Annotated in this window: 22 protein-coding genes, 4 tRNA genes and 1 riboswitch; of the genes, 10 read left to right on the top strand and 16 right to left on the bottom strand. The window is 67.3% G+C overall.

Annotated features, from left to right (window positions below):
* The first annotated feature begins 8 nt into the window (after positions 1-8).
* A complete protein-coding gene (locus tag ABIC25_RS06385) occupies positions 9-2,021 on the top strand; it encodes a hydantoinase B/oxoprolinase family protein (RefSeq protein WP_239399892.1) in 2,013 nt (670 codons plus the stop codon).
* Positions 2,022-2,137: 116 nt separating this feature from the next.
* On the top strand, positions 2,138-3,751 hold the full coding sequence (locus tag ABIC25_RS06390; protein WP_004021723.1) for a purine-cytosine permease family protein: 1,614 nt from the start codon (positions 2,138-2,140) through the stop codon (positions 3,749-3,751).
* A gap of 82 nt (positions 3,752-3,833) precedes the next feature.
* Here the strand turns inward: ABIC25_RS06390 and ABIC25_RS06395 are convergent, their stop codons facing one another.
* Positions 3,834-4,352 (bottom strand): TIGR04338 family metallohydrolase, encoded by a 519-nt coding sequence (locus ABIC25_RS06395; RefSeq protein ID WP_354560512.1) that lies wholly within the window; start codon positions 4,350-4,352, stop codon positions 3,834-3,836.
* An 83-nt stretch (positions 4,353-4,435) separates the two neighbouring features.
* On the opposite strand from ABIC25_RS06395, the gene ABIC25_RS06400 reads away from it, so the two are divergent.
* Entirely contained in the window at positions 4,436-5,377 is a 942-nt protein-coding gene (locus ABIC25_RS06400) for a YhjD/YihY/BrkB family envelope integrity protein (RefSeq protein ID WP_354560513.1), read from the top strand.
* Here the strand turns inward: ABIC25_RS06400 and ABIC25_RS06405 are convergent.
* The 3 genes from ABIC25_RS06405 to ABIC25_RS06415 all read right to left on the bottom strand — a co-directional run bounded on the left by ABIC25_RS06405 (position 5,374) and on the right by ABIC25_RS06415 (position 7,263).
* Positions 5,374-6,204, bottom strand: a complete 831-nt coding sequence (locus ABIC25_RS06405; RefSeq protein WP_239399898.1) for a DUF2786 domain-containing protein — start codon at positions 6,202-6,204, stop codon at positions 5,374-5,376. The two genes, ABIC25_RS06400 and ABIC25_RS06405, sit on opposite strands and share 4 nt — an antisense overlap.
* A gap of 10 nt (positions 6,205-6,214) precedes the next feature.
* Positions 6,215-6,916 carry a YoaK family protein gene (locus ABIC25_RS06410; RefSeq protein WP_354560515.1) on the bottom strand — a complete coding sequence of 234 codons (702 nt, stop codon included), beginning with the start codon at positions 6,914-6,916 and terminating at the stop codon, positions 6,215-6,217.
* Between the two features lie 74 nt (positions 6,917-6,990).
* Positions 6,991-7,263, bottom strand: coding sequence for an excalibur calcium-binding domain-containing protein (locus ABIC25_RS06415; protein ID WP_354560517.1), 273 nt, complete (start codon positions 7,261-7,263; stop codon positions 6,991-6,993).
* Between the two features lie 218 nt (positions 7,264-7,481).
* On the opposite strand from ABIC25_RS06415, the gene ABIC25_RS06420 reads away from it, so the two are divergent.
* A complete protein-coding gene (locus ABIC25_RS06420; RefSeq protein ID WP_354560518.1) occupies positions 7,482-8,366 on the top strand; it encodes an alpha/beta hydrolase in 885 nt (294 codons plus the stop codon).
* Between the two features lie 6 nt (positions 8,367-8,372).
* Here the strand turns inward: ABIC25_RS06420 and ABIC25_RS06425 are convergent, their stop codons facing one another.
* Positions 8,373-9,326 (bottom strand): L-lactate dehydrogenase, encoded by a 954-nt coding sequence (locus tag ABIC25_RS06425; protein ID WP_101820155.1) that lies wholly within the window; start codon positions 9,324-9,326, stop codon positions 8,373-8,375.
* Between the two features lie 116 nt (positions 9,327-9,442).
* Positions 9,443-9,624, top strand: a riboswitch (cobalamin riboswitch).
* Positions 9,625-9,671: 47 nt separating this feature from the next.
* Between ABIC25_RS06425 and ABIC25_RS06430 the strand changes: the two genes are divergently transcribed.
* From ABIC25_RS06430 to ABIC25_RS06445, 4 genes are all read left to right on the top strand, one after another.
* Positions 9,672-10,751 carry a FecCD family ABC transporter permease gene (locus ABIC25_RS06430; protein ID WP_354560520.1) on the top strand — a complete coding sequence of 360 codons (1,080 nt, stop codon included), beginning with the start codon at positions 9,672-9,674 and terminating at the stop codon, positions 10,749-10,751.
* 23 nt (positions 10,752-10,774) lie between these two features.
* Positions 10,775-11,578 carry an ABC transporter ATP-binding protein gene (locus ABIC25_RS06435; protein ID WP_435529052.1) on the top strand — a complete coding sequence of 268 codons (804 nt, stop codon included), beginning with the start codon at positions 10,775-10,777 and terminating at the stop codon, positions 11,576-11,578.
* An 11-nt stretch (positions 11,579-11,589) separates the two neighbouring features.
* Positions 11,590-12,669 carry an ABC transporter substrate-binding protein gene (locus tag ABIC25_RS06440; protein WP_354560524.1) on the top strand — a complete coding sequence of 360 codons (1,080 nt, stop codon included), beginning with the start codon at positions 11,590-11,592 and terminating at the stop codon, positions 12,667-12,669.
* A gap of 241 nt (positions 12,670-12,910) precedes the next feature.
* Positions 12,911-14,677 carry an HNH endonuclease signature motif containing protein gene (locus ABIC25_RS06445; RefSeq protein ID WP_354560526.1) on the top strand — a complete coding sequence of 589 codons (1,767 nt, stop codon included), beginning with the start codon at positions 12,911-12,913 and terminating at the stop codon, positions 14,675-14,677.
* 101 nt (positions 14,678-14,778) lie between these two features.
* On the opposite strand, the gene rplA is transcribed toward ABIC25_RS06445, so the two are convergent.
* From rplA to ABIC25_RS06500, 11 genes are all read right to left on the bottom strand, one after another.
* Positions 14,779-15,495: a 50S ribosomal protein L1 gene (gene rplA / locus ABIC25_RS06450; protein WP_004021735.1), complete on the bottom strand. Its 717-nt coding sequence runs from the start codon at positions 15,493-15,495 to the stop codon at positions 14,779-14,781.
* A gap of 85 nt (positions 15,496-15,580) precedes the next feature.
* Positions 15,581-16,015: a 50S ribosomal protein L11 gene (gene rplK, locus ABIC25_RS06455; protein ID WP_004021736.1), complete on the bottom strand. Its 435-nt coding sequence runs from the start codon at positions 16,013-16,015 to the stop codon at positions 15,581-15,583.
* Positions 16,016-16,179: 164 nt separating this feature from the next.
* Positions 16,180-17,058, bottom strand: a complete 879-nt coding sequence (gene nusG / locus ABIC25_RS06460) for a transcription termination/antitermination protein NusG (protein ID WP_239399910.1) — start codon at positions 17,056-17,058, stop codon at positions 16,180-16,182.
* A 70-nt stretch (positions 17,059-17,128) separates the two neighbouring features.
* Positions 17,129-17,602: a preprotein translocase subunit SecE gene (secE, locus tag ABIC25_RS06465; protein ID WP_004021738.1), complete on the bottom strand. Its 474-nt coding sequence runs from the start codon at positions 17,600-17,602 to the stop codon at positions 17,129-17,131.
* 39 nt (positions 17,603-17,641) lie between these two features.
* Positions 17,642-17,714, bottom strand: a tRNA-Trp gene (locus ABIC25_RS06470).
* A gap of 222 nt (positions 17,715-17,936) precedes the next feature.
* Complete coding sequence (locus ABIC25_RS06475; RefSeq protein ID WP_435529051.1) at positions 17,937-19,565, bottom strand: ABC-F family ATP-binding cassette domain-containing protein; 1,629 nt, start codon at positions 19,563-19,565, stop codon at positions 17,937-17,939.
* A 250-nt stretch (positions 19,566-19,815) separates the two neighbouring features.
* Positions 19,816-20,913, bottom strand: coding sequence for a fused (3R)-hydroxyacyl-ACP dehydratase subunits HadA/HadB (locus ABIC25_RS06480; RefSeq protein WP_239399914.1), 1,098 nt, complete (start codon positions 20,911-20,913; stop codon positions 19,816-19,818).
* A 97-nt stretch (positions 20,914-21,010) separates the two neighbouring features.
* Positions 21,011-21,178: a 50S ribosomal protein L33 gene (gene rpmG, locus ABIC25_RS06485; protein WP_003929651.1), complete on the bottom strand. Its 168-nt coding sequence runs from the start codon at positions 21,176-21,178 to the stop codon at positions 21,011-21,013.
* A 93-nt stretch (positions 21,179-21,271) separates the two neighbouring features.
* Positions 21,272-21,345, bottom strand: a tRNA-Met gene (locus ABIC25_RS06490).
* A 21-nt stretch (positions 21,346-21,366) separates the two neighbouring features.
* Positions 21,367-21,439: transfer RNA gene (locus ABIC25_RS06495), tRNA-Thr, on the bottom strand.
* A 117-nt stretch (positions 21,440-21,556) separates the two neighbouring features.
* Positions 21,557-21,637 (bottom strand) — tRNA-Tyr (locus tag ABIC25_RS06500).
* 127 nt (positions 21,638-21,764) lie between these two features.
* On the opposite strand from ABIC25_RS06500, the gene ABIC25_RS06505 reads away from it, so the two are divergent.
* Together ABIC25_RS06505 and htpX are read left to right on the top strand one after the other, a co-directional pair.
* Positions 21,765-22,256 carry a YajQ family cyclic di-GMP-binding protein gene (locus ABIC25_RS06505; RefSeq protein WP_004021740.1) on the top strand — a complete coding sequence of 164 codons (492 nt, stop codon included), beginning with the start codon at positions 21,765-21,767 and terminating at the stop codon, positions 22,254-22,256.
* Between the two features lie 159 nt (positions 22,257-22,415).
* The gene (htpX, locus tag ABIC25_RS06510; RefSeq protein WP_248644778.1) at positions 22,416-23,273 is read left to right on the top strand and encodes a zinc metalloprotease HtpX; all 858 of its coding nucleotides are present in this window, start codon (positions 22,416-22,418) and stop codon (positions 23,271-23,273) included.
* Positions 23,274-23,298 lie beyond the last annotated feature (25 nt).

The raw sequence follows: 23,298 nt of genomic DNA on the forward strand, positions 1-23,298 counted from the left end.
ACCACACCATGGCAACAACACTCGACCCGGTCACCTTCGAGGTGCTGAAGAACGCCTTCATCAACACCGTCGACCAGATGGCCGAACAGATCCTGCGCACCTGCTACTCGTTCGTCATCTACTCGCGGGACTTCTCCTCGGCCCTCTGCGACACCGAGGGCAACACGGTCATGCAGGGCACCGGCGACATCGCCGCCCACGTCGGAACCCTGCACTACACCGCCAAGGCGGTCATCCGGCAGTTCGAAGGCGACATCCATCCCGGCGATGTCTTCGTGATCAACGACGTCTACGAGGGCGGAAGCCATTTCAACGACACCCGAATCATCCGGCCCATCTATTACCAAGGTGAACTCCTCGGCTACGCCCAGGCCAACGGCCACTGGGCCGACGTCGGCGGTGCCACTCCCGGATCGTTCAACGTCAAAGCACTCGATCACATGGGTGAGGGACTGCGGATCCCGCCGACGAGGTTGTGGAGCAAGGACCTGTTCCTCGAGGACGTGGCCTATCTCATCGCGAAGAACACCCGCAACCCGCGCGACATCATCGGCGACATGCAGGCACAGGCCGAGGCGACCCGCGTGGCCGAGCGCGAGATCCAGCGTCTGTGCGACAAGTACGGCGTCGAGACCATCAAGACCGCGATGGCCGAGGTGCAGGACTACGTCGAGGATCTCACCCGCGCCAAGATCGCCGAGCTCCCGGACGGGGTCTGGTACACCGAGGACTACATCGACCAGGACCCGGCGCGCGGCGAAGGCCTCATCCCGATCAAGACACGGATGACGATCTCCGGGGACACCGTCCACTACGACCTCAGCGAGTCGCACGCGTCGATCTCGTCGATGCTCAACGCCGGATTCGGCGGGTCGTTCGCCGGCATCGTCGCCGGTACCAAGATGCAATTCCCGGACATCCCACTGAATTCCGGGTTCTACCGCGTCGTGACGGCGGACCTCGGGCCGCTCGGGTCGGTGGTCAATGCCGACTGGCCGTCACCGTGTGCCGGCTTCTGCTCGGGCCCGTTCGAGAAGATCATGAGTTCGGTCTTCGAGATCTGGTCGGACATCCAGCCCGAGCGCGCGATGGCCTGCACGTTCAACCTGGAGTACCTCCTGGTGGGCGGTCGCGATCAACGCGGAGAAGGCAATCCGAATTTCATGTGGTACGACTGGATGATGGGCGGCTGGGGCGCCCGCAACGGCGCCGACGGTTACAACGCGTCCGCAGCCGTCTTCGGAGTCCAGTACGGCACACAGCCTTTCGAGGGACAGGAACGGCTGGCCCCGGTTCTGACGTCGTGCCACGACCTGGTGCCCGACTCCGGCGGCCCCGGTAAGTTCCGGGGCGGACTCGGCGCCGAGAAGGGCGGAAAGCTGTGGGCCAGCGACAACACCGTCATGTCCTACTGCTGCGATCGCGAACGGTCGGTCACCTGGGGACTGTGGGGCGGCCTGCCGTCGATCCCCCATGGCGTCTGGCTCAACAAGGGCACCGACGACGAGCAATACCTCGGCTCGATCTTCGCCGCGGTCCCCATCAAGTCCGGAGACGAGTTCACCCGCCCATCGGCCGGTGGCGGCGGCCTCGGCGACCCGCTCCAGCGTGACGTCGACGCGGTGCTGGAGGACGTCATCGACGGTTACGTCTCGATCGCCCGCGCGGAGAAGGACTACGGCGTGGTCATCAAGGAGGTCGATCCCGAGATCTTCGCCTACGAAGTCGATCTCGAAGCCACCATTGGTGCGCGCGAGTACATCCGCAGCAATCGGCATGCATGGATCGAGCGTGACCCGGAGGCGGTCTCCGGAGAATATCGCTCCGGTCTGATCAACGAGATGGACTGCGTCCGCCAGTACGGCGTGATCCTGGACTGGGGCAGCGGTGCGGTGCTCACCAACACGACGTCCCAGTTCCGGCAGATGTTGCAGCGGCGCACCGTCATCCACTGGACCGATGACCCCGCCGTCGATTTCGTCCCGGGCACGCTGACGGTGTCGGAGCCGGCAACCGTCTGACATCCCCCCGCTCCGGGGACCGATTCGTACGACACCCAGCGGCGGGTGGTGGCATCGACGCCATCCACCCGCCGCTGGCTTCGCATCTGACCACCACTCGAACACCTAGGAAAGCAATGACTCTCGATATTTCATCCTCCAGGGCGGGCGGGGTTCCGCCCCTGGACGTCACCTACACCGACGATCCCCAGGTCCTGGCTCGTGCCGCCGCCGAGGACTACTCCATGCACATCGTGCCCAACTCGTGGCGAACGTCGCGTTCGTCGGTGTCGATGGCCTGGTTCGGCCTGATGAGCGCGATGTTCTTCGTGGTCGTCGGCGCCACCGTCTCCCTCTCCGTGGGCGCCACCGACGCCCTCATCGGCATCGGACTCTCGGTGGTGGCCTACGGTGCCATCAACTCCGTCGCCGCCAAGTTCGCCAACCAGACCGGGACCAGCGTCTCGCTGTTCTCCCGCGTCGTGTTCGGTCGCGCCGGATCCGCTTTCGCCGCAGCCCTGTTCGGGATCACCATCGCTTACTACGTGGTGGCCGAGGGTGCGATCGTCGCATCGGCCCTGCACGCCTACTTCGGTGGTCTCCCGATCGCGTTCTGGGCGTTCGTGGTCGTCGCATACCAGGCGCCCCTGGCGTGGCGCGGCGTCGCCACCTGGCTCGACCGGCTCAACGGGGTCCTGCTGCCGCTCTACGTCATCGGACTGGTCGGTTCCGTGGTGTGGGCGATCGCCGAATACGGTTACAGCAACGACTGGCTCACCTATGAGCCGGAAGCCGCAGCCGATCTCGGGGTGCCCGGCTGGTGGTATGCCTTCGTCATCTACATGGGCGTCTGGGTCGTCACCATGATGGCCTGGGACTACGCCCGATTCGGCCGCCCGCAGGATGCCGGCTTCAATGCCCGCGTGTCCTTCGGCACCCCGTTCTATGTCGTCACGCTCCTGGTCAACGCGGCTGTCGGGATGTTCCTCGCCCAGACCATCACCATCGCCGGACCTCTCTCGGAGGAGTCGGCGATCCTCGGGATCGTCGGCATGATGGGGATCTGGGGTCTGCTGTGGGTCGTCGTCAGCCAGACTCGGGTCAACAGCGGCAATTTCTACCTGGCGTCCACCAATTTCCAGAACTTCTTCGCCCGGACCGTCAAGTTCTCGATGCCCAGGACCTTCTGGGTAGGTGTCGTCGCGGTGATCGTCTACCTGATGATGCTGACCAACGTGCTGTCCTGGATCACCACTTCCCTGCAGTACCAGGGTGTCCTCATCGTGGGGTGGGTCGCCATCGCGCTGACGCACATCGGCTGGATGCGTCTGCGCAGGATCCCGGCCGATTCGCTGGAGTTCCGTCCGGGTCGAGTCCCGACGGTGAACCCAGCAGGCGTGGGCGCGTGGGCGGTCGCGTCCGTGATCGGCATCGCACTCGTCCTGTTCGGCGGCACCTTCGGCGCCGTCTGGGCGTCACCCATCGCGTTCGTCGTGGCCGGTCTCATCTATGCGGTGGCTCTGGCGTTCCGCCGCGAGGGCTGGTTCACCATGGTGCGTCCGCACGATCCCCGCGACGAGGTCGACGACATGTGGGAGGCACGCATCCGGTGCCATCGCTGCGAGGACAGCTACATCGCCTACGAGATGGACCGCGACCCGTCCGCGGGTCACGCGCCGATCTGTCTGGCCTGCGCATCCGACGATCTCGAGTTCCAGCGAGCCGCCGACCGGGAGGCGACGACGCGTTAGGACTCGCGCACATCCATCACTGGTCGACAGGTCCACCGCCGTACCCGGGGGTGGACCTGTCGATCGGCGGTGGATCTGCCGGTCAGCCGACTCCGGAGTCCGACAGCACGACGCGATACACGAACGCGGCTTCGGGCCCCAGTACGAGCCCGACGAGTTCGATGAGCGTCAGCACGAATCCGCGTCCGTGCGCCGGACCGGTCGTGCCGTCCAGGTGGTGGGCGAGCTCGTGGAGCACCACCAGTTCGCGCAGCGCCCAGCGCCCCTCGGCCGCGGACGGGATGGCGATCTCGGCGCCGACCGGCACGCCGTCGGATCTGCGAACCCGGGCGGCGTAGTGCGCGGACCGCTGGCCGCGCCGCTCGCGGACCGAGACCGGTTGAGCCGCACGCTCGAAGCTCGACCGCACCCCGGGTAGCTCGAGCACCCTGCGCACGTAGTCGTCGACGGCGTCGATCGAGGCGAACCGAACCTCGGCGGGGAGAGTCACCTCGGTGCCGGCGAGCTGCACCGTCCGCGACGACGACACGTTGTCGAACAGACGGTGCACGAGGTGCTCGGCCTCATAGAATCGGGCGCGCCCGGTGTCACGTTCAGTCACGGCATCGCCCATGATGGAACGTACCCGGCGCCGGGAGCGAAGCGAGCGGGCCGAAGCTCACCCCGGAGCCGATGGGAGAGTTCATGCGCCGTCCCGATCTCGATGCAGTTCGCGAGCGCGTGATGCGACTGCCCGGCGCCTCCCTGGTGCTCCGCATCGTCATCGACATCGCCCGGGGGAACCTCACCGACCGATCGATGACGCTGGCAGCGCAGGCCTTCACCTCGATCCTCCCGATCGTGATCCTCGTGCTCACCCTGCCGGGCACCGACGTCGTCGACGACGCGCTCACCGAACTCGGTATCCCCGCCAGCAGTCTCGACGCGCCCACGATCGACGACCCGACATCGGCCACGACCTTCGGCATCATCGGTGCGCTGATGACCATCGCCGGCGCCACCTCCCTGTCCCGTGCCCTCGGCCGAATGTATGTGTCGATCTGGGACGTCGCCAAACTGCCGTGGCGCAGTTTCTGGCGGTGGGTCGTCGTCGTCTTCCTCATCCCCGCGGCGGTGACCGTGCAGGGCCTGTCCACCGGACTGCAGGCCACCTCGATCTTCGGCGTGCATGTCGGCGACCACGGCGTCCTGGGGATCGTGCTGGTCGCCGCCGTGACCCTGCTGATCTGGTCGGCCACGTTCACGTTCATCCCCCGGCTCCTGGTGTCGTCGCAGGTGCCGATGAAGCTGCTCGTCCTCAACGGACTCGGCACCGGCCTCCTCATCACCGTGCTGCTCGCCGGTAGCCGCGTCGCGCTGCCGACATTGGCCGCGGGCACGATCCGCAGTTACGGCACCCTCGGCATCGTCTTCGTCGCGATCAGCTGGCTGTTCGTGTTCGCACTGATCCTGGTGGTCACCGCCATCGTCGTGCACGCCGCGGCGACCGACGAGGGGCGCGTCGGCCGATGGGTGCGGCGGTGGGCGGGCACCCCGACACCGTTCGTCCCGCAACCGTCGGTGGCGTGGTACGACCGGCCCGGCGCGAGGCCCGCGGAGGACTCCGCCGCCGGCGTCGAGCCCTAACCCTCGAGCGCGCCGCGGGCGCCGCCGAATTCCCGGTCGGCACCGATCTTCGCCCGTCGTCCCGCGTGGTCGCCGGCCCGGCGCGCGGCCTCCGAGTATCCCGCGGACGCGCTCGACGGACGCCAGGTGCCGCGCGCGCTCGATTCCGTCCGATAGAAGTCGGTCACCTCGATCTCCTTGTTGCGCAACGCGACCGCCGTCGAACGAGTCGACTCGCCGGAGTCGCGTTCGGCGGCGATGGCCTCGGCACGGGCTGCATCGCGGGCCTCGGTGAGACGCTTGCCGATGCGTTCGGCGAACGCCGACTGGAAGTTCAGGCGCGCCGTGATCGGCGACAGCGGTTTCTCCTCGATCACCCGCCGGGCACGCCACCCGCTCCCCCGGGTGACGACCCGCGCGAACGTCTCGCCCTTGTACGCCCCCGATCGCAGGTACGCGTCGCTGGCAGCGACCATCTGCACGATCAACGACGTGTAGAGGGCTTCGCAGGCGTCGATGTCGGCTTCGTAGCCGTAGGCGAGGACGAAGGTCGAGTTGCTCGCCACGTCGACGGTCACGTCGTTGGCAGCGGTGATGGCCACGAAGAGCTGCACGTAGGTGCGCAGTCCACGCTTGCCCGGTTCGCCGATGGCGATCTGCCGACTGATGGGGGTGACCTTCTTGCGCGCCGCGGGATCATGGGCGCGGGCCACGGCCAGGTCGATCGACGATGCGGTCGCGAGCCGCTGGGCGGCCTGCATGAAGGTCTCGGCCTCGTGCTCGTTGTCGGTGTTCTCCGCCTGACGCAGAAGGGCCGAGATCCGGGTGAGCAGCTTGTCGTCGCGCATGTGTTTCAGACTATCCAGCGGCCCGTTCGGTTCCCTCTGAGCGCGAATTGCCTCGAGACGACGTCTCGACGACGCGCAAGAGCAGGGCGCAGGCGGCGATCAGGACCCCGGCCCACAGCCCGGCGACACCCCAGTGTCGTTCGGCGAATCCACCGCACACCGCGCCGAGCACGAACACCGGCCACATCCAGAACACCGCCACCCATGCCCACGGCCGATCGGTGCCCAGTGACGCGACCAGTTCGTGTGCCGACCTCACCAGGGTGCCGGTGACGTAGGTCAGTCCGCCCTGCACTGTCGACGTGTGCGACAGCGCCGAGTTGATCGCACCGGTGGCCACCGCGACGACGACCATCCCGGCGGTCGGCGACGCGGTGAGCGCGACGACGGTGCCGGCGAGAAGCGCGCCGGTCACCGCCCCGAGAATCCACACCGGAGCGTGGTTCCCGCCCCAGCGGCTGATCGCCGCACCCCCGGCAGCACCACTGAAGAACGCGACCACGAGTCCGGCGACGAGAGCGATGGTCGACCACCGGCCCGCCGCGGCCGAGGCACCCATGATGGTGGAGTTGCCCGACATGAAGGCGACGAAGCTGCCCTTGAGCACGAAGAACGCGATGGCGTCGATCAAGCCGGCCACGAACAGCAGCGCGGCCGCGATCGCGATGTCCGGGTGTGCGCTGCTCAGAAACCTGTCGAGTCGGGCCGCCATGAGCACGAATCTAACGCCTGCATGTCCGGCGGCAGGCGCACGTCGACCGCGACGTCGTCAGCCGCTGGTCGCGCTCAGCGCTTCTCGCAGGCGATGCCGTCCTTGTCGCGATCGGACTCGGAGTTCGCGTCGTACAGGTCGTCATCGACGGTGAAGTTCGTGACCGGCGTACCCGACGTGGAGTCGACGGCGCCCGTCTGGCCGACACCGTGCGGATAGTCGGCGTTGAGTTCTGAGCAGTTGGCGTAATCGGTTGCCGCCGAGGCGGGCGCCGCCACCATCAGCGGAGCGACCGTCATGGACGCCGCGGCCAGGAATCCGAGAACCATCTTTCGCGAGCAACGCATCGTGCTTGACCTTTTCTGTGTGTCCCCCGACACCTCATCGTGACGAGGTGACATTACGGGGTCCGGCCGATGAAAGACGCGCTCGACGCGAAGATTGGTCCGGCCGACGGACACGCCGAGCGACCAGGGTCCACGGTCGCGGGGGCCGCCGCCTCTGTTGCATGACAACGTGTGTTGATAAAGTCCGCCCAGACCACACATCGACCAGCGGGGGAACGATGATCAGGAACGACGTCGAGTTCGATTCGGACGGTACGACGTGCCGAGCATGGTGGTACCGGCCCGAGGGAGCCACACCGGCCCCGGTCATCGTGATGGCACACGGCCTCGGCGGGGTCCGGCAGATGCGGCTCGATGCCTTCGCCGAACGGTTCACCGAAGCCGGATACTCCTGTCTGGTCTTCGATTACCGCCACTTCGGGGACAGCGACGGCGAACCGCGCCAGCTCCTGTCCATTCGCCGTCAGCTCGATGACTGGGCCGCGGCGATCGCCTTCGCACGAACTCTCGCCGGCGTCGACACCTCACGAATAGTGCTGTGGGGCACCTCCTTCGGCGGCGGACACGTGCTCGTCGCCGGCAAACGCGACGGCCGGGTGGCAGCGGTGATCTCCCAGTGCCCATTCACCAGCGGACCTGCGTCGACCGCGGCCCTGGGCGTGGTGTCCGGGGCGAAGGTGACCGTTCGGGCACTCGCGGATCTGGCCGGATCCGCACTGCGCAGGCCGCCGGTCATGGTCGGCCTGGCCGGCGAACCGGGATCGGCGGCGCTGATGACCGCACCGGACGCGGTGTCGGGATATCTCCCACTGGTTCCCGACGGTCTCGAACTGCCCAACGAGGTGGCCGCGCGGGTCGGACTGACCATTCCGTTGCACTCACCCGGCCGGGCATTGAAAGATCTCGACTGCCCGACCCTGCTGTGCGTGTGCGACGGGGACACGGTGGCACCGGCACGCTCGACGATCGCCTACGCGCGGCGCGCACCCGGAGCCCGGGTCATCCGATACCCGGTCGGGCACTTCGACATCTACATCGGCGAGGACTTCGAGAAGGTCGTCGCCGACCAGCTGCAGTTCCTGCGCACCACCGTGCCGGCCTGACCCCGACTACAGCCCGAACCGGGCCTGCATCCCCCGCAGCGTCTCCGCCGACGCGAGCAGACCGGCTCGCTCCGCATCCGAGAGCGGGACGTCGAGCCGGGTCTGGGCGCCGCCGCGGTCGACGACGGTCGGCAGCGAGAGACACACTCCGTCGAGTCCTTCGATCCCGTCGGTCCGCGTCGACACCGGCAGCACCCGGTGCTCGTTGTTCAGGATCGCCTCGACGATGCGCGTCGACGCCAGACCGATCGCATAGTTCGTGGCCCCCTTGCCCTCGATGATGGTGTAGGCGGCATGCACGACCTCGTGGTGGATGCGTTCGCGTGCAACCACATCCAGCGCCGGACGACCGGGCAGCGGGGTCCACGACGTCAGCGGCACCCCACCGATCGTCGCCGAGCTCCACAGCGGGATCTCGGTGTCGCCGTGCTCGCCGGCGATGTAGGAGTGCACGCTCTGCACCGCGACACCGCAATGCTGCGCGATGAGGAAACGCAGCCGGGACGAGTCGAGCACGGTGCCCGAGCCGAAGATCCGGCTGGGCGACAACCCGCTGATCTGCTGGGCGGCGTAGGTGACGACGTCGACCGGATTGGTGACCATCACGTAGATCGCATTCGGGGCCACCTCGAGCACCCCCGGGAGGATGGCGCGCGTCAGACCGATTGTGGCCTCGGCCAATTCGAGACGCGACTGACCCGGCTTCTGCTTCGCACCGGCGGTGAAGACGACGACGTCGGCGTCCGCGCACACCGACACGTCGTCGGAGCCGATGATGTCGGCACGCGGGACGAACTCGAGCCCGTGGGACATGTCGAGCACCTCGGCGGTCACCTTCGCGGCGTTGATGTCGAGGAGCGCGATGGTCCGTGCAACACCCCGGATGAGCGAGGAGTAGGCGATCGCGGTGCCCACCGCACCCGCCCCGATGATGGCCAGCTTCGTGTCTCGTACGTCCATCGGTTCACCGTTTCCGCGTCGGGTTCATCGATCGTCGGCATCCAGCGTAGGTCCTCGCACGGCCGCTGTCCGGGGACGCACGCCGACCGCCCACCGATCCGCTGGACGGTGTTGATAGCGTGTGCGGCGAGAACGGTCACACCCGCACACGTGGGTGTCAGGGAATCCGGTGCGAATCCGGGACTGGCGCGCAGCGGTATGGGGGACGGAACCGGCACACAGCCACTGGGGCGACCCGGGAAGGCGCCGGCTCCGGACGAACCCGAGTCCGAATACCGGCCGCTCTCGCTCGAGTCCACCGTGTATCTCGCGCACAGATACCCAGACCGTAAGGCAGTACAGTCCGTGTCCCGTCGTATCGACGGCACGACCGAGATCGCCACCGCCCCGCCGGTACGGCGACTCCCGTCGACGCCGCTAGCCGCAGTTCTGCTCGTCCTCACGCTCCTCAGCATCGCCCTGGCCACCGCGTTCGGCGCCGAGACCATCCCCGTCGGCGACGTCTGGCACACCGTCGCCGGACGCCTGACCGGCGCCGAGACCGATTCCGCGCACGCGGTGATCATCTGGGATCTCCGGCTGCCGCGGTCCGTCCTGGCCGCGCTCGTCGGCGCCGGACTCGCACTGGCCGGCGCTCTCATGCAGGCCCTGGTCCGCAACCCCCTCGCCGAGCCGTACCTGCTCGGCGTGTCCGCCGGCGCGGCGGTCGGGGCCACCGCCGTCATGACCCTCGGCGTGCTGGGCGGCCTCGGGGTGTGGGCACTCTCCGGCGGCGCGCTCCTCGGCGCGCTCGCGGCCACCGTCACGGTGTACCTCGTCGCCCGCGCCCAGGGCGGGTTGACCGCGCTGCGACTCATCCTGTCCGGCGTCGTGTTGTCCTCGGCGTTCATGGCGTTGTCGTCGCTCCTCGTGTTCACCGCCGCGGATCCCCACGCCGCCGACAACGTGATGTTCTGGATGCTCGGCAGCGTCGCCGGCGCCACCTGGGCGAAGGTGCAGATCGCCGGGGTGGTCGTGCTGGTCACCATCGTGGCGATGCTCGCCATCCACTCCTGGCTCGACGCCTACGCGGCCGGCACCGACACCGCGACGTCGCTGGGTGTACCGGTACGCGCGATGCGCAACGCGCTCTTCGGGATCCAGGGCGTCCTGGTGGGCGTGCTCGTCGCGGTGGCGGGTGGGATCGGCTTCGTCGGTCTGATCGTCCCGCACGCCGCCCGGCTGCTCGTCGGCGCCACCCACCGCGCGATGCTGCCGGTGGCGGTATGCGGCGGCGCGCTGTTCCTGGTGTGGGTCGACGTCATCTCGCGGGTCGCGGCCGCGCCTCGGGAGATGCCCCTGGGCATCGTCACCGGGTTGATCGGCGCGCCGATCTTCCTGTTCCTCATGGGTCGACGCCAGTATGTGTTCGGCGGCGGCTCATGACCAATCCACCACCGATCCGCTCGATGGCGTTGCGCGCGAACGCACTCGCGTGTCGACGGGGCGGCCGCGTCGTCCTGCGCGATGTCGATCTCGACGTCCCGGCGGGCACCCGACTGGCCATCGTCGGCCCCAACGGTTCCGGCAAGACCACCCTGTTGCGCACGCTGTGTGGGCTCGAACGTCCCGTCGCCGGCACCATCGACGTGGGTGGCGAGGACCTGCATCGACTCCCGTCGCGGCAGCGGGCCCGCTCGATAGCGGTGGTGGGCCAGGAGGAACAGCCCTCGGCCGAACTGACCGTCGCCGAGGCGGTCGGCCTTGGCCGGACCCCCTACCGCTCGGCCTGGTCGGCCGGGAGCCCCGACGACTCGACGGTGGTCGGCGCGGTGCTCGCGCAGGTCGGCCTCGACGGCTGGGGCTCCCGTTCGTGCACCCACCTGTCCGGCGGCGAGCGGCATCGCGTCGTCCTCGCCCGTGCGCTCGCACAGCAGACGCCGGTCCTGGTGCTCGACGAACCCACCAATCATCTGGACGCGGCCTGGCGCCTGCGGCTGATGGAGATCCTCGACGAACTCGACGCCACCGTGCTGGCAGCGATGCACGACCTCGACCTCGTCCTGCGCCATTTCGATTGTGTCGCAGTGGTGTCCGACGGCGGCGTGGTCGCCCAGGGCCGACCCGTCGAAGTGCTGACGCCGGATCTGCTGGCGGCCGTCTTCGAGGTGTCCGGGACCGTTGTCACCCACCCGGCGACGGGCCTGCCACACCTCCTGCTGAACTCCCCCAACACTTCTGCTCCCCGAGCTCTGACGACAGACACCCTGTGAGAGGACATCCCTTGAGTACGCGCACCTCCCGAGTCCACCCGACCGCCGCCGTCCTGGTCGCCGCACTGACCCTGGGCGCAGTTGCCGCATGCTCGACCGACAGCACCGCGGCCACCGAAGACACTGTGACGGTGGCCAATTGTGGAGCCGACGTCGATTTCCCCCAGCCGCTCGACCGGCTGTTCGTCAACGACGGTGGCATGATCGCGATCGCCCTGGCGGCGGGCGCCCGCGACAACATGGTGGCGGTCAGTGCGCTCGCCCGCGACAAAGATGTTCTCCGGCTCGAGTACGGACCTCAGGTGGACACCCTGAACGAGGTCGCGGCCGAGCGTCCCACGCTCGAGAACATCGTCGCCGCGAAGCCCCAGGTGCTCTATGCCGGATACAACTACGGCATGAGCGAGTCCCGCGGGATCACGCCGGAGATCCTCGCGTCCCACGGCATCGACGTCTATCAGCTGTCCGAGGCGTGCCGGCAGGTCGAGGGTGAGGCGCAGCGCGGCACCATGGACCCGTGGGTCGCGCTCGACACCGACCTGCGCAACATCGGCACCATCACCGGCAACCCGGACCAGGGCGCCGCCGCGGCCGACGAGGTCGCCGACCGCCTCGAGAAGCTCCGCGCCGCATCGCAACCCGCCGACAAGCCCACGGTCTTCGTCTTCGACAGCGTCTCCGACACCATCTTCTCCTCCGGGGCCTACGGCGGCCCGCAGGGCATCATCGACGCCGCGGGCGCCCGCAACGCGACCGAGGACATCGAGGACACCTGGACCGCCGTCAGCTGGGAACGGCTCACCACCGCGGACCCCGACGTCATCGTGTTCGTGGACTACCCCGGCCAGACGGTCGAAGAGAAGATCGCCGCGCTGCGGTCCAACCCGGCCAGCCGCAATCTCAAGGCGGTACGCGAGAACCGATTCGTGAACCTGCCGTACGCGATGTGGGTGTCGAGCCCGCTGAACATCGACGCCGCCGAGATCATGCGCAATGTCCTCGAGAACCGCGGCCTCGCACCGGAATCCGGAATCACCCCGAGCCTCGACGTCGCGCAGCTGGACCTCGGGGGCAACAACTGGCTGCAGTGAGTCGCCGAACGCCCGTAGAGCACGCGGGCGGCGGCGATTGTCGTGCCGCCGCCCCTGGGGGATCCAGTGCGCCCACCGTCGATGTTCGCAACACCTGACTGCATTCAGGCCCCTACCATGAGGCACCGACAACTCTTGGCCGACGAATACCGTTGCACAACAGAGCTTCAGAGGTTGCGATGTAGCCGTGTCGGTGTACACTCGAACATACATTCGCAGCAACGGTTCTCGGGGGGTGGCCATGTCTGACGAATCAGCCACGCCGAAACCGCGAGCCGTCGAACTCGTCACCGAATTGCATGCGATCCTCGACGAACTGCAGACCGTGGACCTGTCACCGTGCACCGATACTGAGTTGGCCGACGTGGCAGCCGATACCGAACGCGCCGTCGCACGCCTGACCGTCGCCGGTGACCGGCAGATCGATCAGGCCGAGGCCCGCGACCTCCCCCGCAAGACCGGCTGCCGCACGCTCATGCAGTTCATGACCCATCGGCTGCGGGTGTCGAACCCGGTGCGTCGCCGTGAGCAGATGGACGCCACCGCCACCCGCACCAGCCTCAGCGGCGAGGTCCTACCGCCCGAACACCCCTGCCTCGCTGAGGCGTTCGCTGCGGGAGCGGTTGGCTCTGCACACGTACACGCCGCACTCGACGTCCTCGACCGCATCCCAGGCACTATCGACCACGACATCAGAGTCGCCGCCGAGCGGCAGATGGCCGAGATCGCCGCCGATTACACACCCGCCGACATCACCCAACTCGGCGCGCGGCTCCTCGCCCACCTCGACCCCGACGGCACCCTCACCGACGACACCGACCAGAAACGACGCCGCAACCTGTGGATCGGACGCCAACGCGCCGACGGCACCGCCAAGATCTCAGGCACCCTCACCCCCGAACTCGCCGCCCGGCTCACGATGATGTTCGCCGTCTGGGGCACACCCGGACTCAACAACCCCGACGACCCCAACTCACCGTCCGGACCGGCCGGCACCGCCGACCCCGACGCCCTGGCCACCGCAGCCGACCGCGACCAACGCACCCCCGCCCAGACAAATCACGACACCCTCGACGCGGCACTGGCCGCCGGCTTCGCCGACGGCACACTCGGAACCTCGCACCGCGGCCTGCCCGCCCATCTGATCATCAAAGCCGACCTGAACGACCTGATCCGCGAAGCCGGACTCGCCACCACCGCCACCGGCACCCTGCTGCCCATCCCCGACCTGATCGCGATGGCCGGCGACTTTCAACCATGGTTGGCAGTATTCAAGGACGCCACCGCCGTCCCGCTGTACTTCGGACGCGGCAAACGCCTCGCCACCCGCGAACAACGCCTCGTCTCCTTCGCCCGCCCCGACGGTGAAGTCTGTTCCGCACCCGGCTGCGACCAACCCGCCACCCAGGTCGAACTCCATCACGCCCACAAGGACTGGGCCAAGGGCGGTCTCACCAATATCGACGACCTCGCACCCGCCTGCCCACGCCACAACCGCATGGTCGGCGACCAACCCGGCCAATACACCACCCACATCGCACGGACCGGACCCGACGAAGGCCGCTGCATCTGGCGACTCAACGCCGAACCCGGAGCACCACCCAACCCCGAACACATCAACCGCCTACCCGACATACCCCGGCGATTCGCCGAACACCTACGCGACATACGCGCCGAGATCCACGGACCGACCACCCGAGGGTTTCGCAGACTCGGTCGCCGGACCCTTCGTGACGCGCCCTCCGCAAGCTCCGGGCGCTCCTCAGGGAGCAGGTCTGACGCGCCCTCCGCAAGCTTCGGGCGCTCCTCAGGGAGCAAGGGGCCCGGCGACCCGTCGCGCCCAAACCCGTCGCGCCCCGACGCCGTCGGCTATGGCGACCGCGGCCGACGCCTCGAACTCGCCTACCGACAACTCATCCACCCACCGGCACTGCCGGAGCGCCTCATCACCCAGCCCCTGACCCCAGTCGAAGCAGCCCTCGCACGCATCCTCGCCGACCACGCGTGAGTGCACGCGATACGGCGAGGCGAACCACGCAGAAACAACACGAGGGGCCCGGCATCGAAATGCCGGACCCCTCGTGGGTGTTCAGTACGCCTGATGCGAGATCAGGCCTGCGGTGCCTCCGCGAAGTTGCGGGTGACCGCCGGGTCGACCGGGATGCCCGGGCCCGTCGTGGTGGAGACGGTGACCTTCTTGATGTAGCGGCCCTTGGCAGCCGACGGCTTGGCGCGCATGATCTCGTCGAACGCAGCGCCGTAGTTCTCGGCCAGCTTGGCCGGGTCGAACGACGCCTTGCCGATGACGAAGTGCAGGTTCGCAGCCTTGTCGACGCGGAAGTTGATCTTGCCGCCCTTGATGTCGTTGACGGCCTTGGTGACGTCGGTGGTCACGGTGCCCGTCTTCGGGTTCGGCATCAGGCCGCGGGGTCCGAGGACACGCGCGATGCGGCCGACCTTGGCCATCTGATCCGGGGTGGCGATCGCGGCGTCGAAGTCCAGCCAACCGCCCTGGATGCGCTCGATCAGATCCTCGGCGCCGACCTCGTCGGCACCGGCGGCGGTGGCCTCGGCGGCCTTGTCGCCTGCGGCGAACACGATCACGCGGGCGGTCTTACCCGTACCGTGCGGCAGATTGACGGTGCCTCGAACCATCTGGTCTGCCTTACGGGGGTCGACGCCCAGCCGAATCGCGACCTCGACGGTCGCGTCGGTGTTCTTCGACGACGTGTCCTTGGCCAGCTCCACAGCCTCCAGCGGGCTGTACAGCTTGGTCTTGTCGACCTTTTCGGCCGCGGCCGCGTAGGCCTTGCTCTTCTTGCTCATTGCTCTGTTCCTTCTCCGCCGTCAGTCGGCAGGGTGTGTGGTGCGGGCCGAGCCGGCCCTCCCACGGGATGTTCGTAAGTGGAGATCAGCCCTCGACCGTGATGCCCATGGACCGAGCAGTACCGGCGATGATCTTCGCGGCCTGGTCGATGTCGTTGGCATTGAGGTCTTCGGCCTTGGTCTTGGCGATCTCACGGACCTGGTCCATGCTCACCTTCCCGACCTTGTTGGTGTGGGGCTCGCCCGAGCCCTTCTGCAGGCCGGCGGCCTTCAGGAGGAGCTTCGCAGCCGGCGGGGTCTTCAACTTGAAGTCGAAGGAGCGATCTTCGTACACGAAGATCTCGACCGGGATGACGTTGCCGCGCTGCGACTCGGTCGCCGCGTTGTACGCCTTGCAGAACTCCATGATGTTCACGCCGTGCTGACCGAGCGCCGGACCCACGGGCGGGGCCGGGTTGGCCTGGCCTGCCGAGATCTGGAGCTTGATGATCCCGGCGAGCTTCTTCTTCTTGGGAGGCATCTTCTGTTCCTTGCTTGTTTCCTTGCGAATTCACGCCCGCTGGAGACGTGAAAGTCTGTGTTTTTCAATCCGGACCCGGTCCGGGTCCCCTCCGCTCCCTGAGGTGCGAGCGAAGCCGTGCCCCTCCCGCTCCCTGAGGTGCGAGCGAAGCGAGCCTCGAAGGGCTAGATCTTCTCGACCTGATTGAACCCGAGCTCGACCGGCGTCTCACGACCGAAGATCGACACGAGCACCTTGACCTTGCGCTGCTCGGCGTTGACCTCGCTGATCGACGCGGGAAGCGTGGCGAACGGGCCGTCCATGACGGTGACCGACTCGCCGACCTCGAAGTCGACCTCGATGACGTTCGACGCTGCTGCCGCTGCGGCCTCGACACCGTCGGCCGCAGACCCGCGCGATGCGGCGGGCTTTTTCGCCTCGGTGCGCGGCATCAGGAACTGCAGCACCTCGTTGAGGGACAGCGGCGACGGCTTGCTGGTCATCCCGACGAAACCGGTCACGCCCGGCGTGTTGCGCACGGCGCCCCACGACTCGTCGTTGAGTTCCATGCGGACGAGGATGTAACCCGGCAGCACCTTGCGGTTGACCTTCTTGGGCTGGCCGTTCTTGATCTCGGTGACCTCTTCGGTCGGCACCTCGACCTGGAAGATGTAGTCGCCGACGTCGAGGTTCTGCACGCGGGTCTCGAGGTTGGCCTTCACCTTGTTCTCGTAGCCGGCGTAGCTGTGGATCACGTACCAGTCACCGGGGGCGCGCCGGAGTTGCTTGCGCAGTTCCTCGACCGGATCGACCTCGGCTTCTTCACCCGGGGCTTCCTCGGCCGGAGCTGCGTCGGCGTCCGCATCAGTGGCGTCGGCGGCATCCTCGGAGACCGTGTCCTCGGCCGCGGCCTCGTCACCCTCGACGACAGCGTCGTCGGCAACCGCGTCACCCTCGGTGTCCACCGCGTCGGTCACGGCCGCGTCGACATCGGCTGCGTCGACGTCGGCATCGGCCACGTCGACGGAATCGGTCGAGGCGAGTTCGTTCTCCGGGGTGCTCACTGCAGCCCACGCTCCTTATGGTTCATCTGGCGGTCGTACTCCTCGTCGCCGGCCGAGCCCACCGCGTGGGTCAGCCGAACAACCAGAGGACGCCCTTGGCGAAGGCGAGGTCGAGGCCGGAGATGAACGCGGTCATCACGATGACGAACACGAGCACGACGATCGTGTAGGTGATCATCTCGCGCCGCGTAGGCCAGATGACCTTCTTCAGCTCGGCGACGACCTGCGTCAGGAAGAGCCAGATCTTGACGATCGGATTCCGGCTCTCCCCGGCAGACGCCTTCTTCTTGGTCTTGCGTTCCTTGACGGCGACGGACCCCGATCCGGAGTCGGTGTCACCATCGGTTGCACCCGCCGACGAGCGACGCCCGCGAGCAGAGCGTTTACCGGACGGACGCAGCTCCTTGGCGGTCTCGGTCGACGTCTCGTCGACCGTTCCCGCGTCGGTGGCCTCGTCGCGACCGTCGAGCTCAGCCGCAGCCGAATCGGCCGCAGAACCCTCTGCGGCGTCTTTGGCGCGGGCGGCCCGGTCTCGCTTGCTCAACTTCGCGGTCCTCTCGTCAGCGTGTGCCCTTCACCAGGGCAGGGGCGACAGGACTTGAACCTGCAACCTGCGGTTTTGGAGACCGCTGCTCTGCCAATTGAGCTACGCCCCTTTGCGACGCCCCCACCGGGGTGGTCGGCGTTGCCGTCTTTCTCGATCCGGTCTCGCGACCCGCCGGCGTTTCGTGGCCGACAAAACCAACGCGCCACCCTATGGGTAGCGCGCAAGTCTGAATCAATCAGACACTTCAGTGTAGATCACCGGCGCGGTGGACCCAAAACGAGCTCGCCTCCGCTCCCCCGACGACCGTACACCCGCGCCGTCAGACCGTCGTTCAGGTCACAGGCCCACCGACGAGTTCGATGACCGGCCAGCTGTCGAGATCCCGCCGCATCTGCCGGTCATGCGTGGCCACCACGACCGCGCAGTCTGCCTGGTCGAGGCCGTTGGTCAGCTCGTCGACGAGGCCTGCCGAGAGATGATTCGTCGGCTCGTCGAGGAGCAGGACGTCCGGCCTGGCGATCAGACACGACGCCAGGTGAAGTCGTCGCTGCTGACCCTGTGACAGCCTCGACACCGGCGTGCGGACGGCGTCGGCGTCGAGCAGCCCGAGGCTCCGCAACGCCGGAGCATCGTCGCCCCGCATGTCGAGGCGACGTCGCTGCTCGTCGATGATGTCGAGGGCTGTCCTCCCCGGCGCCCACTGCGGGATCTCTTGCGTCATGATCTCCACCCGGGTACTTCGTGGTACGTCGAGTCGGCCGCCACCGGGCGGGACCAGTCCGGCCAGCACCGCGAGAAGGGTCGATTTGCCGGTTCCATTCGCCCCGGCGAGAAGCAGGCGTGAACCTCCGACGAGCGAGACCGACACCGGCGTGTCGAGACGTCCGTCGACGGTGAGATCCCATCCGTCCAGGAGCCGAAGCCCGGCACGCGTTCCCGACGCCGGCCAGCGAAACGGCGTGGGGGGAACCGGGACGGTGATCCGATGCCGCTCCAGTTCTTCGACGCGGCGGTTGAACAGCTGTACGGCCCCGCCCGCCCGGGACGCTCGCTGGTGCTTGCCGGTCCCCTTGCCAGGCGTCCAGTGGGTCTGCAGACGACCGCGGGCGACACCGGCCGCCCGGACGAGTTCCTGGTGGGCAGCCTGCTGCGCGGCATGGTCGCGCACCCAGCGCTCCCGTTCCCGGGCTCGACCCGCGACCCACCCGTCGTAACCATCACGATGGAACCGCGGGCGCCCGTCCCGCGTGGGGTCCAGATCGAGGAACTCGGTCGCGACGTCCCGCAGGAACGCCCGGTCATGACTGATGACCGCGACACCGCCTGGATGTTCGCGCAGGCGGCGGGTCAGGAAGGTCAACGAGTCCGCGTCGAGGTGGTTGGTCGGCTCGTCCAGCAGCAGCAGGTCGGTGGCCGCACCCAACACCACCGCGAGCCGCACGCGGTACCGCTGGCCCACCGACAGGGTCGACAGGAGTCGCTCGCGGTCTGTACAGGCCGCCATCCCGGCGAGCGCGATGTCGATACGGCGCTCGGCATCCCAAGCGTCGAGGCGTGTCACCAGGTCGAGCGAAGCAGCGTAGGCCTCGTCGGCCTCCGGTTCCTCGCGGGCCAGCGCGTCGGTCGCCGCCTCGAATCTGGCCAGAGCCGTGCGGGACTCGCCGACGGCATCGGAGATCAGGTCTCCGACGGTTCGACGGTCGCCGGTCGCCAGGTCCTGTTCGACCAACCCGACGCTGCCGGCGCGGGTGACGGTGCCCTCGTCCGGACTGATCGTCCCGGCGAGGACATGGAGCAGCGTGGTCTTGCCGCGACCGTTGTCGCCGACCACGGCCAGCCGAGACCCCACGGACACGGTCACGTCGACCTCGTGGAGGACTCGGCGGTCGCCGCGCACGATGCTGACGCCCTCGGCTCGGACATGGGCGGCCGAACCGGTCGGCAGCTGCCGGTCGGACATGTGGGAACTGCGTTCAGAAGTCATGGATGTGTTCTCAGCTCGTCTGCATCCGATGAGAAACAGGGCTCTCATCGAGTCGGGAGCCGGACAACACGACAGTGCCGCCCGGCGTCGGATACCGGGACGGCGTACGAGAACTACAGGGAGGGACTCACAAGGCACTCGTCGCCGTCAGCGACGAGTCCAGAGCTTCAACGAGGCGATGCCGGAGTACATGGGTAGCGACCCTAACAGCGACGATCACGCCCGATCAATTGAATTGAATGACCGCCTGAGCGCGCCCGAAGATGCGGCGATCGCCTTGCTTGGCGGTGATCGCGATGGTTCCGCGGCGGGTCGCGGGATCGAGGGACTTCACCTTGCCGGTGAAGTCGACGGCCGCGCTGTCGTCCGCGGGGACGTACACCGGGCTGGTGAAGCGGACGTTGTATTCGCAGAAGGCAGCCGGGTCACCGATGAACTCGGAGACGAAGCTCGCGCCGAGACCCATCGTCTGCATGCCGTGGGCGACCACGTCGTCCATCCCGGCCGCGCTCACGACGTGGTCGGAGAAGTGGATCGGATTGGGGTCGCCGGCGACGCCCGCGTAGTTCGCGAGGTTGCCACGCGTCAGCAGATAGCGCTTGGGCGTCAGTTCCTGCCCCACGGTGAGGGTGTCGAAGTCGACGGCACCGAAGGCACCGGGCGACTGCGTCGGGTCGTCGAGGTCATAACGACCGGCCTTCGGCTCGACGGTGTGGCCGGATTCGCCGATGGCGTCGACCTTGATCATCACGTGGTCGAGGGAGGCCTCGAGTTCTGGATCGACATCCATGCCGGGGCGCGCGGCCAACGACGTCCAGGTGGTCATGACCGGCTCGTCGTACTGGTTCCAGATGACGTTCTTGGTGACCATCAGGTCGATCATCTCGGGGCTGCTGACGTGCCGGAACGATTCGAGAGAGACGTCGCAGATCAGACGATCCCCGACCTTCATCGGCTGGTGGTAGACCAGGCGCTGATCGGTCTGCATGATCTGCCACATGTCGTAGCCGGTGATCACGTCCTCGAACAGCTTGCGCTGGGCGATGATGCCGAGCACGGACACGTAAGTGGGTGCGGCGATCAGGCGATCGTGGCCAAAGGCCCGGGCGCCTTCCTCGCTCCAGTGCGTGGGATGCGCATCCTGCACGGCCATGGCGTGCTTACGGATCTCCTCGCGGCCGATCTCGTAGTAGTCGTCGACGGTGTAGTGGAACCCGACGAGGCTCTGGGTGTGGGCGGCGATCTCCTCGGGAGTCGGCTTCGCACCACCGTTCGACGCCTCGTCCGCACGATCCCGGATCTCGGCTCCGCTTACCTGTGACATTGAGCACTACTCCCTTCGGGCCCACCACAGCAAGACGGGCCGCCTCGTGGAGAGGCAGCCCGCTGCTGGATGTACTTCGGAAAGGCCGACGACAGCGTCAGCGCGATTCCTTGTGCGCCTGATGCTTGCCGCAGTTCGGGCAGAACTTCTTGATCTCGAGGCGATCGGGATCGTTGCGGCGGTTCTTCTTCGTGATGTAGTTACGGTGCTTGCACACCTCGCAGGCCAAGGTGATCTTGGGGCGAACATCTGTTGAGGAGGCCACTTGATTGCCTTCTTTCGGGTGGTACGTGGTCGGGTTCGGAAGTTCCCTCAGGGCTTGCGACCCTTGCGCTCGGTTCCGGTCGGACCCGATGTGTAGCGGTGGAGGGACTCGATCCCTCGACCTCACGATTATGAGTCGTGCGCTCTAACCAGCTGAGCTACACCGCCCCGCGGACTTCTCGTCCAGCGAGCCCCCTGACGGAATCGAACCGTCGACCTTTTCCTTACCATGGAAACGCTCTGCCGACTGAGCTAAGGGGGCGTGCCCCGGGCGGTTGAGCCCGAGAGCCTTAACGAGGTTACACACTCGCGTCTGCGCTAGACAAATCGCTGGTCGGAGACCGTCTGAAGTGCAGTTTCGCGAAGATGGACCACGCTGTGGCAGGTATAGGATTCGAACCTATGTAGCTTGCGCGACGGATTTACAATCCGCTCCCTTTGGCCGCTCGGGCAACCTGCCGTGCCGCTCTCCCAGGCCGTCGCGACAGCCGTTCGAACAACGCCGTGAAGAATACAACGAACACCACGTCCACGCGCAAACCGGCTGGTCAACCGGACTCCCATGGCCATGACATACCCTGTCGGACATGGCTGATTCATCGTTCGACGTGGTGAGCAAGATCGACCGCCAGGAGGTCGACAACGCCCTCAACCAGGCTGCCAAGGAGTTGTCCCAGCGGTATGACTTCCGCGGCACCAACACCGGCATCGAGTGGTCCGGCGAGGAGAACATCGTGATCACCTCCGACGCCGAGGAGCGCGCGCAGGCGGGCCTCGAGGTGTTCAAGGAGAAACTGATCCGCCGCGACATCTCCCTCAAGGCGTTCGACGCCGGCGAGGTCGTCGGCTCGGGCAAGACCTTCAAGATCACGGGCTCGCTCGTGCAGGGCATCGACTCCGACCACGCCAAGAAGATCTCCAAGAAGATCCGCGACGAGGGCCCCAAGGGCGTCAAGGCGCAGATCCAGGGCGACGAACTTCGTGTGTCGAGCAAGAAGCGCGACGACCTGCAGGCGGTCATCGCGCTGCTCAAGGGCGAGGACTTCGGCATCGCCCTGCAGTTCGTCAACTACCGCTGATCCGCGCCTGCGCCCGAACCGGAATCCGTCCGCGGAAACCCAGACGGGTGCTGCGTCGTTTGACTGGATGAGGGCGCCAGCACTCCTCGGCCGGCAGCGGGTTGTCTCGCACCGGCCCGAGGAGCCCGAGACCCGCGGCGCCGGACAGACGAGGACCCGATGCATTTCAACGGCTTGAAGACGGCGGCTCTGCTGGGCCTGATGTCGGCGATCATCGTCGGCATCGGCGCGCTGTTCCAGAGCCCTCTGATCCTCTGGGGCTCGGTGGTCGTCGCCGTCGGCATGAATGCCTACGTCTACTTCAACAGCGCTAAGATGTCGCTGAAGGCGATGCACGCGCAGCCGGTCACCGAACTGCAGGCGCCGGTCATGTACCGCATCGTGCGTGAGCTGGCGACGACGGCACATCAGCCGATGCCCGCGCTCTACATCTCCCCCACCGAGTCACCGAATGCGTTCGCGACGGGTCGCAACCCCAAGAACGCCGCGGTGTGCTGCACCACCGGCATCCTGCACCTGCTCGACGAGCGCGAGTTGCGCGCCGTGCTGGGTCACGAGCTGTCGCACGTGTACAACCGCGACATCCTCATCAGCTCCATCGCCGGCGCGATGGCGGCGGTCATCAGCGGCCTCGCCAATTTCGCGATGTTCATGGGCGCGTTCGGCGGTCGAGACAACGCACCCAACCCGCTGGCCATGCTGCTGATCGCACTCCTGGGACCGATCGCGGCCACCCTGGTGAAGCTGGCCGTCTCCCGATCACGCGAGTTCCAGGCCGATCAGTCCGGCGCCGAACTCACCGGGGACCCTCTCGCCCTGGCGTCGGCGCTCGCGAAGATCTCGGGGGGCGTGCAGGCCGCCCCGTTGCCGCCGCAGCCCGACATCGCCGCGCAGTCGCACATGATGATCGAGAGCCCGTTCCGTGCCACCGACCGGATGGCCAAGATGTTCGCCACCCACCCGCCGACCGCGGAACGCATCCGCAGGCTGCAGGAGATGGCCCGCGACGGTCGGTGACCGCGTCGCTGCGGTTGGGCGAAGC

Source organism: Gordonia sp. PvP123 (genome assembly GCF_040547295.1).
Lineage (GTDB): Bacteria > Actinomycetota > Actinomycetes > Mycobacteriales > Mycobacteriaceae > Gordonia > Gordonia terrae.

What these genes read in the sequence shown, in the direction of transcription:
- ABIC25_RS06385 (WP_239399892.1), top strand. Translation starts at nt 9, where the DNA reads ATGGCAACAACACTCGACCCGGTCACCTTCGAGGTGCTGAAGAACGCC.
- ABIC25_RS06390 (WP_004021723.1), top strand. Translation starts at nt 2,138, where the DNA reads ATGACTCTCGATATTTCATCCTCCAGGGCGGGCGGGGTTCCGCCCCTG.
- ABIC25_RS06400 (WP_354560513.1), top strand. Translation starts at nt 4,436, where the DNA reads ATGCGCCGTCCCGATCTCGATGCAGTTCGCGAGCGCGTGATGCGACTG.
- ABIC25_RS06405 (WP_239399898.1), bottom strand. Translation starts at nt 6,204, where the DNA reads ATGCGCGACGACAAGCTGCTCACCCGGATCTCGGCCCTTCTGCGTCAG.
- ABIC25_RS06410 (WP_354560515.1), bottom strand. Translation starts at nt 6,916, where the DNA reads ATGGCGGCCCGACTCGACAGGTTTCTGAGCAGCGCACACCCGGACATC.
- ABIC25_RS06415 (WP_354560517.1), bottom strand. Translation starts at nt 7,263, where the DNA reads ATGCGTTGCTCGCGAAAGATGGTTCTCGGATTCCTGGCCGCGGCGTCC.
- ABIC25_RS06420 (WP_354560518.1), top strand. Translation starts at nt 7,482, where the DNA reads ATGATCAGGAACGACGTCGAGTTCGATTCGGACGGTACGACGTGCCGA.
- ABIC25_RS06425 (WP_101820155.1), bottom strand. Translation starts at nt 9,326, where the DNA reads ATGGACGTACGAGACACGAAGCTGGCCATCATCGGGGCGGGTGCGGTG.
- ABIC25_RS06435 (WP_435529052.1), top strand. Translation starts at nt 10,775, where the DNA reads ATGGCGTTGCGCGCGAACGCACTCGCGTGTCGACGGGGCGGCCGCGTC.
- ABIC25_RS06445 (WP_354560526.1), top strand. Translation starts at nt 12,911, where the DNA reads ATGTCTGACGAATCAGCCACGCCGAAACCGCGAGCCGTCGAACTCGTC.
- rplA (WP_004021735.1), bottom strand. Translation starts at nt 15,495, where the DNA reads ATGAGCAAGAAGAGCAAGGCCTACGCGGCCGCGGCCGAAAAGGTCGAC.
- rplK (WP_004021736.1), bottom strand. Translation starts at nt 16,015, where the DNA reads ATGCCTCCCAAGAAGAAGAAGCTCGCCGGGATCATCAAGCTCCAGATC.
- ABIC25_RS06475 (WP_435529051.1), bottom strand. Translation starts at nt 19,565, where the DNA reads ATGTCCGACCGGCAGCTGCCGACCGGTTCGGCCGCCCATGTCCGAGCC.
- ABIC25_RS06480 (WP_239399914.1), bottom strand. Translation starts at nt 20,913, where the DNA reads ATGTCACAGGTAAGCGGAGCCGAGATCCGGGATCGTGCGGACGAGGCG.
- ABIC25_RS06505 (WP_004021740.1), top strand. Translation starts at nt 21,765, where the DNA reads ATGGCTGATTCATCGTTCGACGTGGTGAGCAAGATCGACCGCCAGGAG.
- htpX (WP_248644778.1), top strand. Translation starts at nt 22,416, where the DNA reads ATGCATTTCAACGGCTTGAAGACGGCGGCTCTGCTGGGCCTGATGTCG.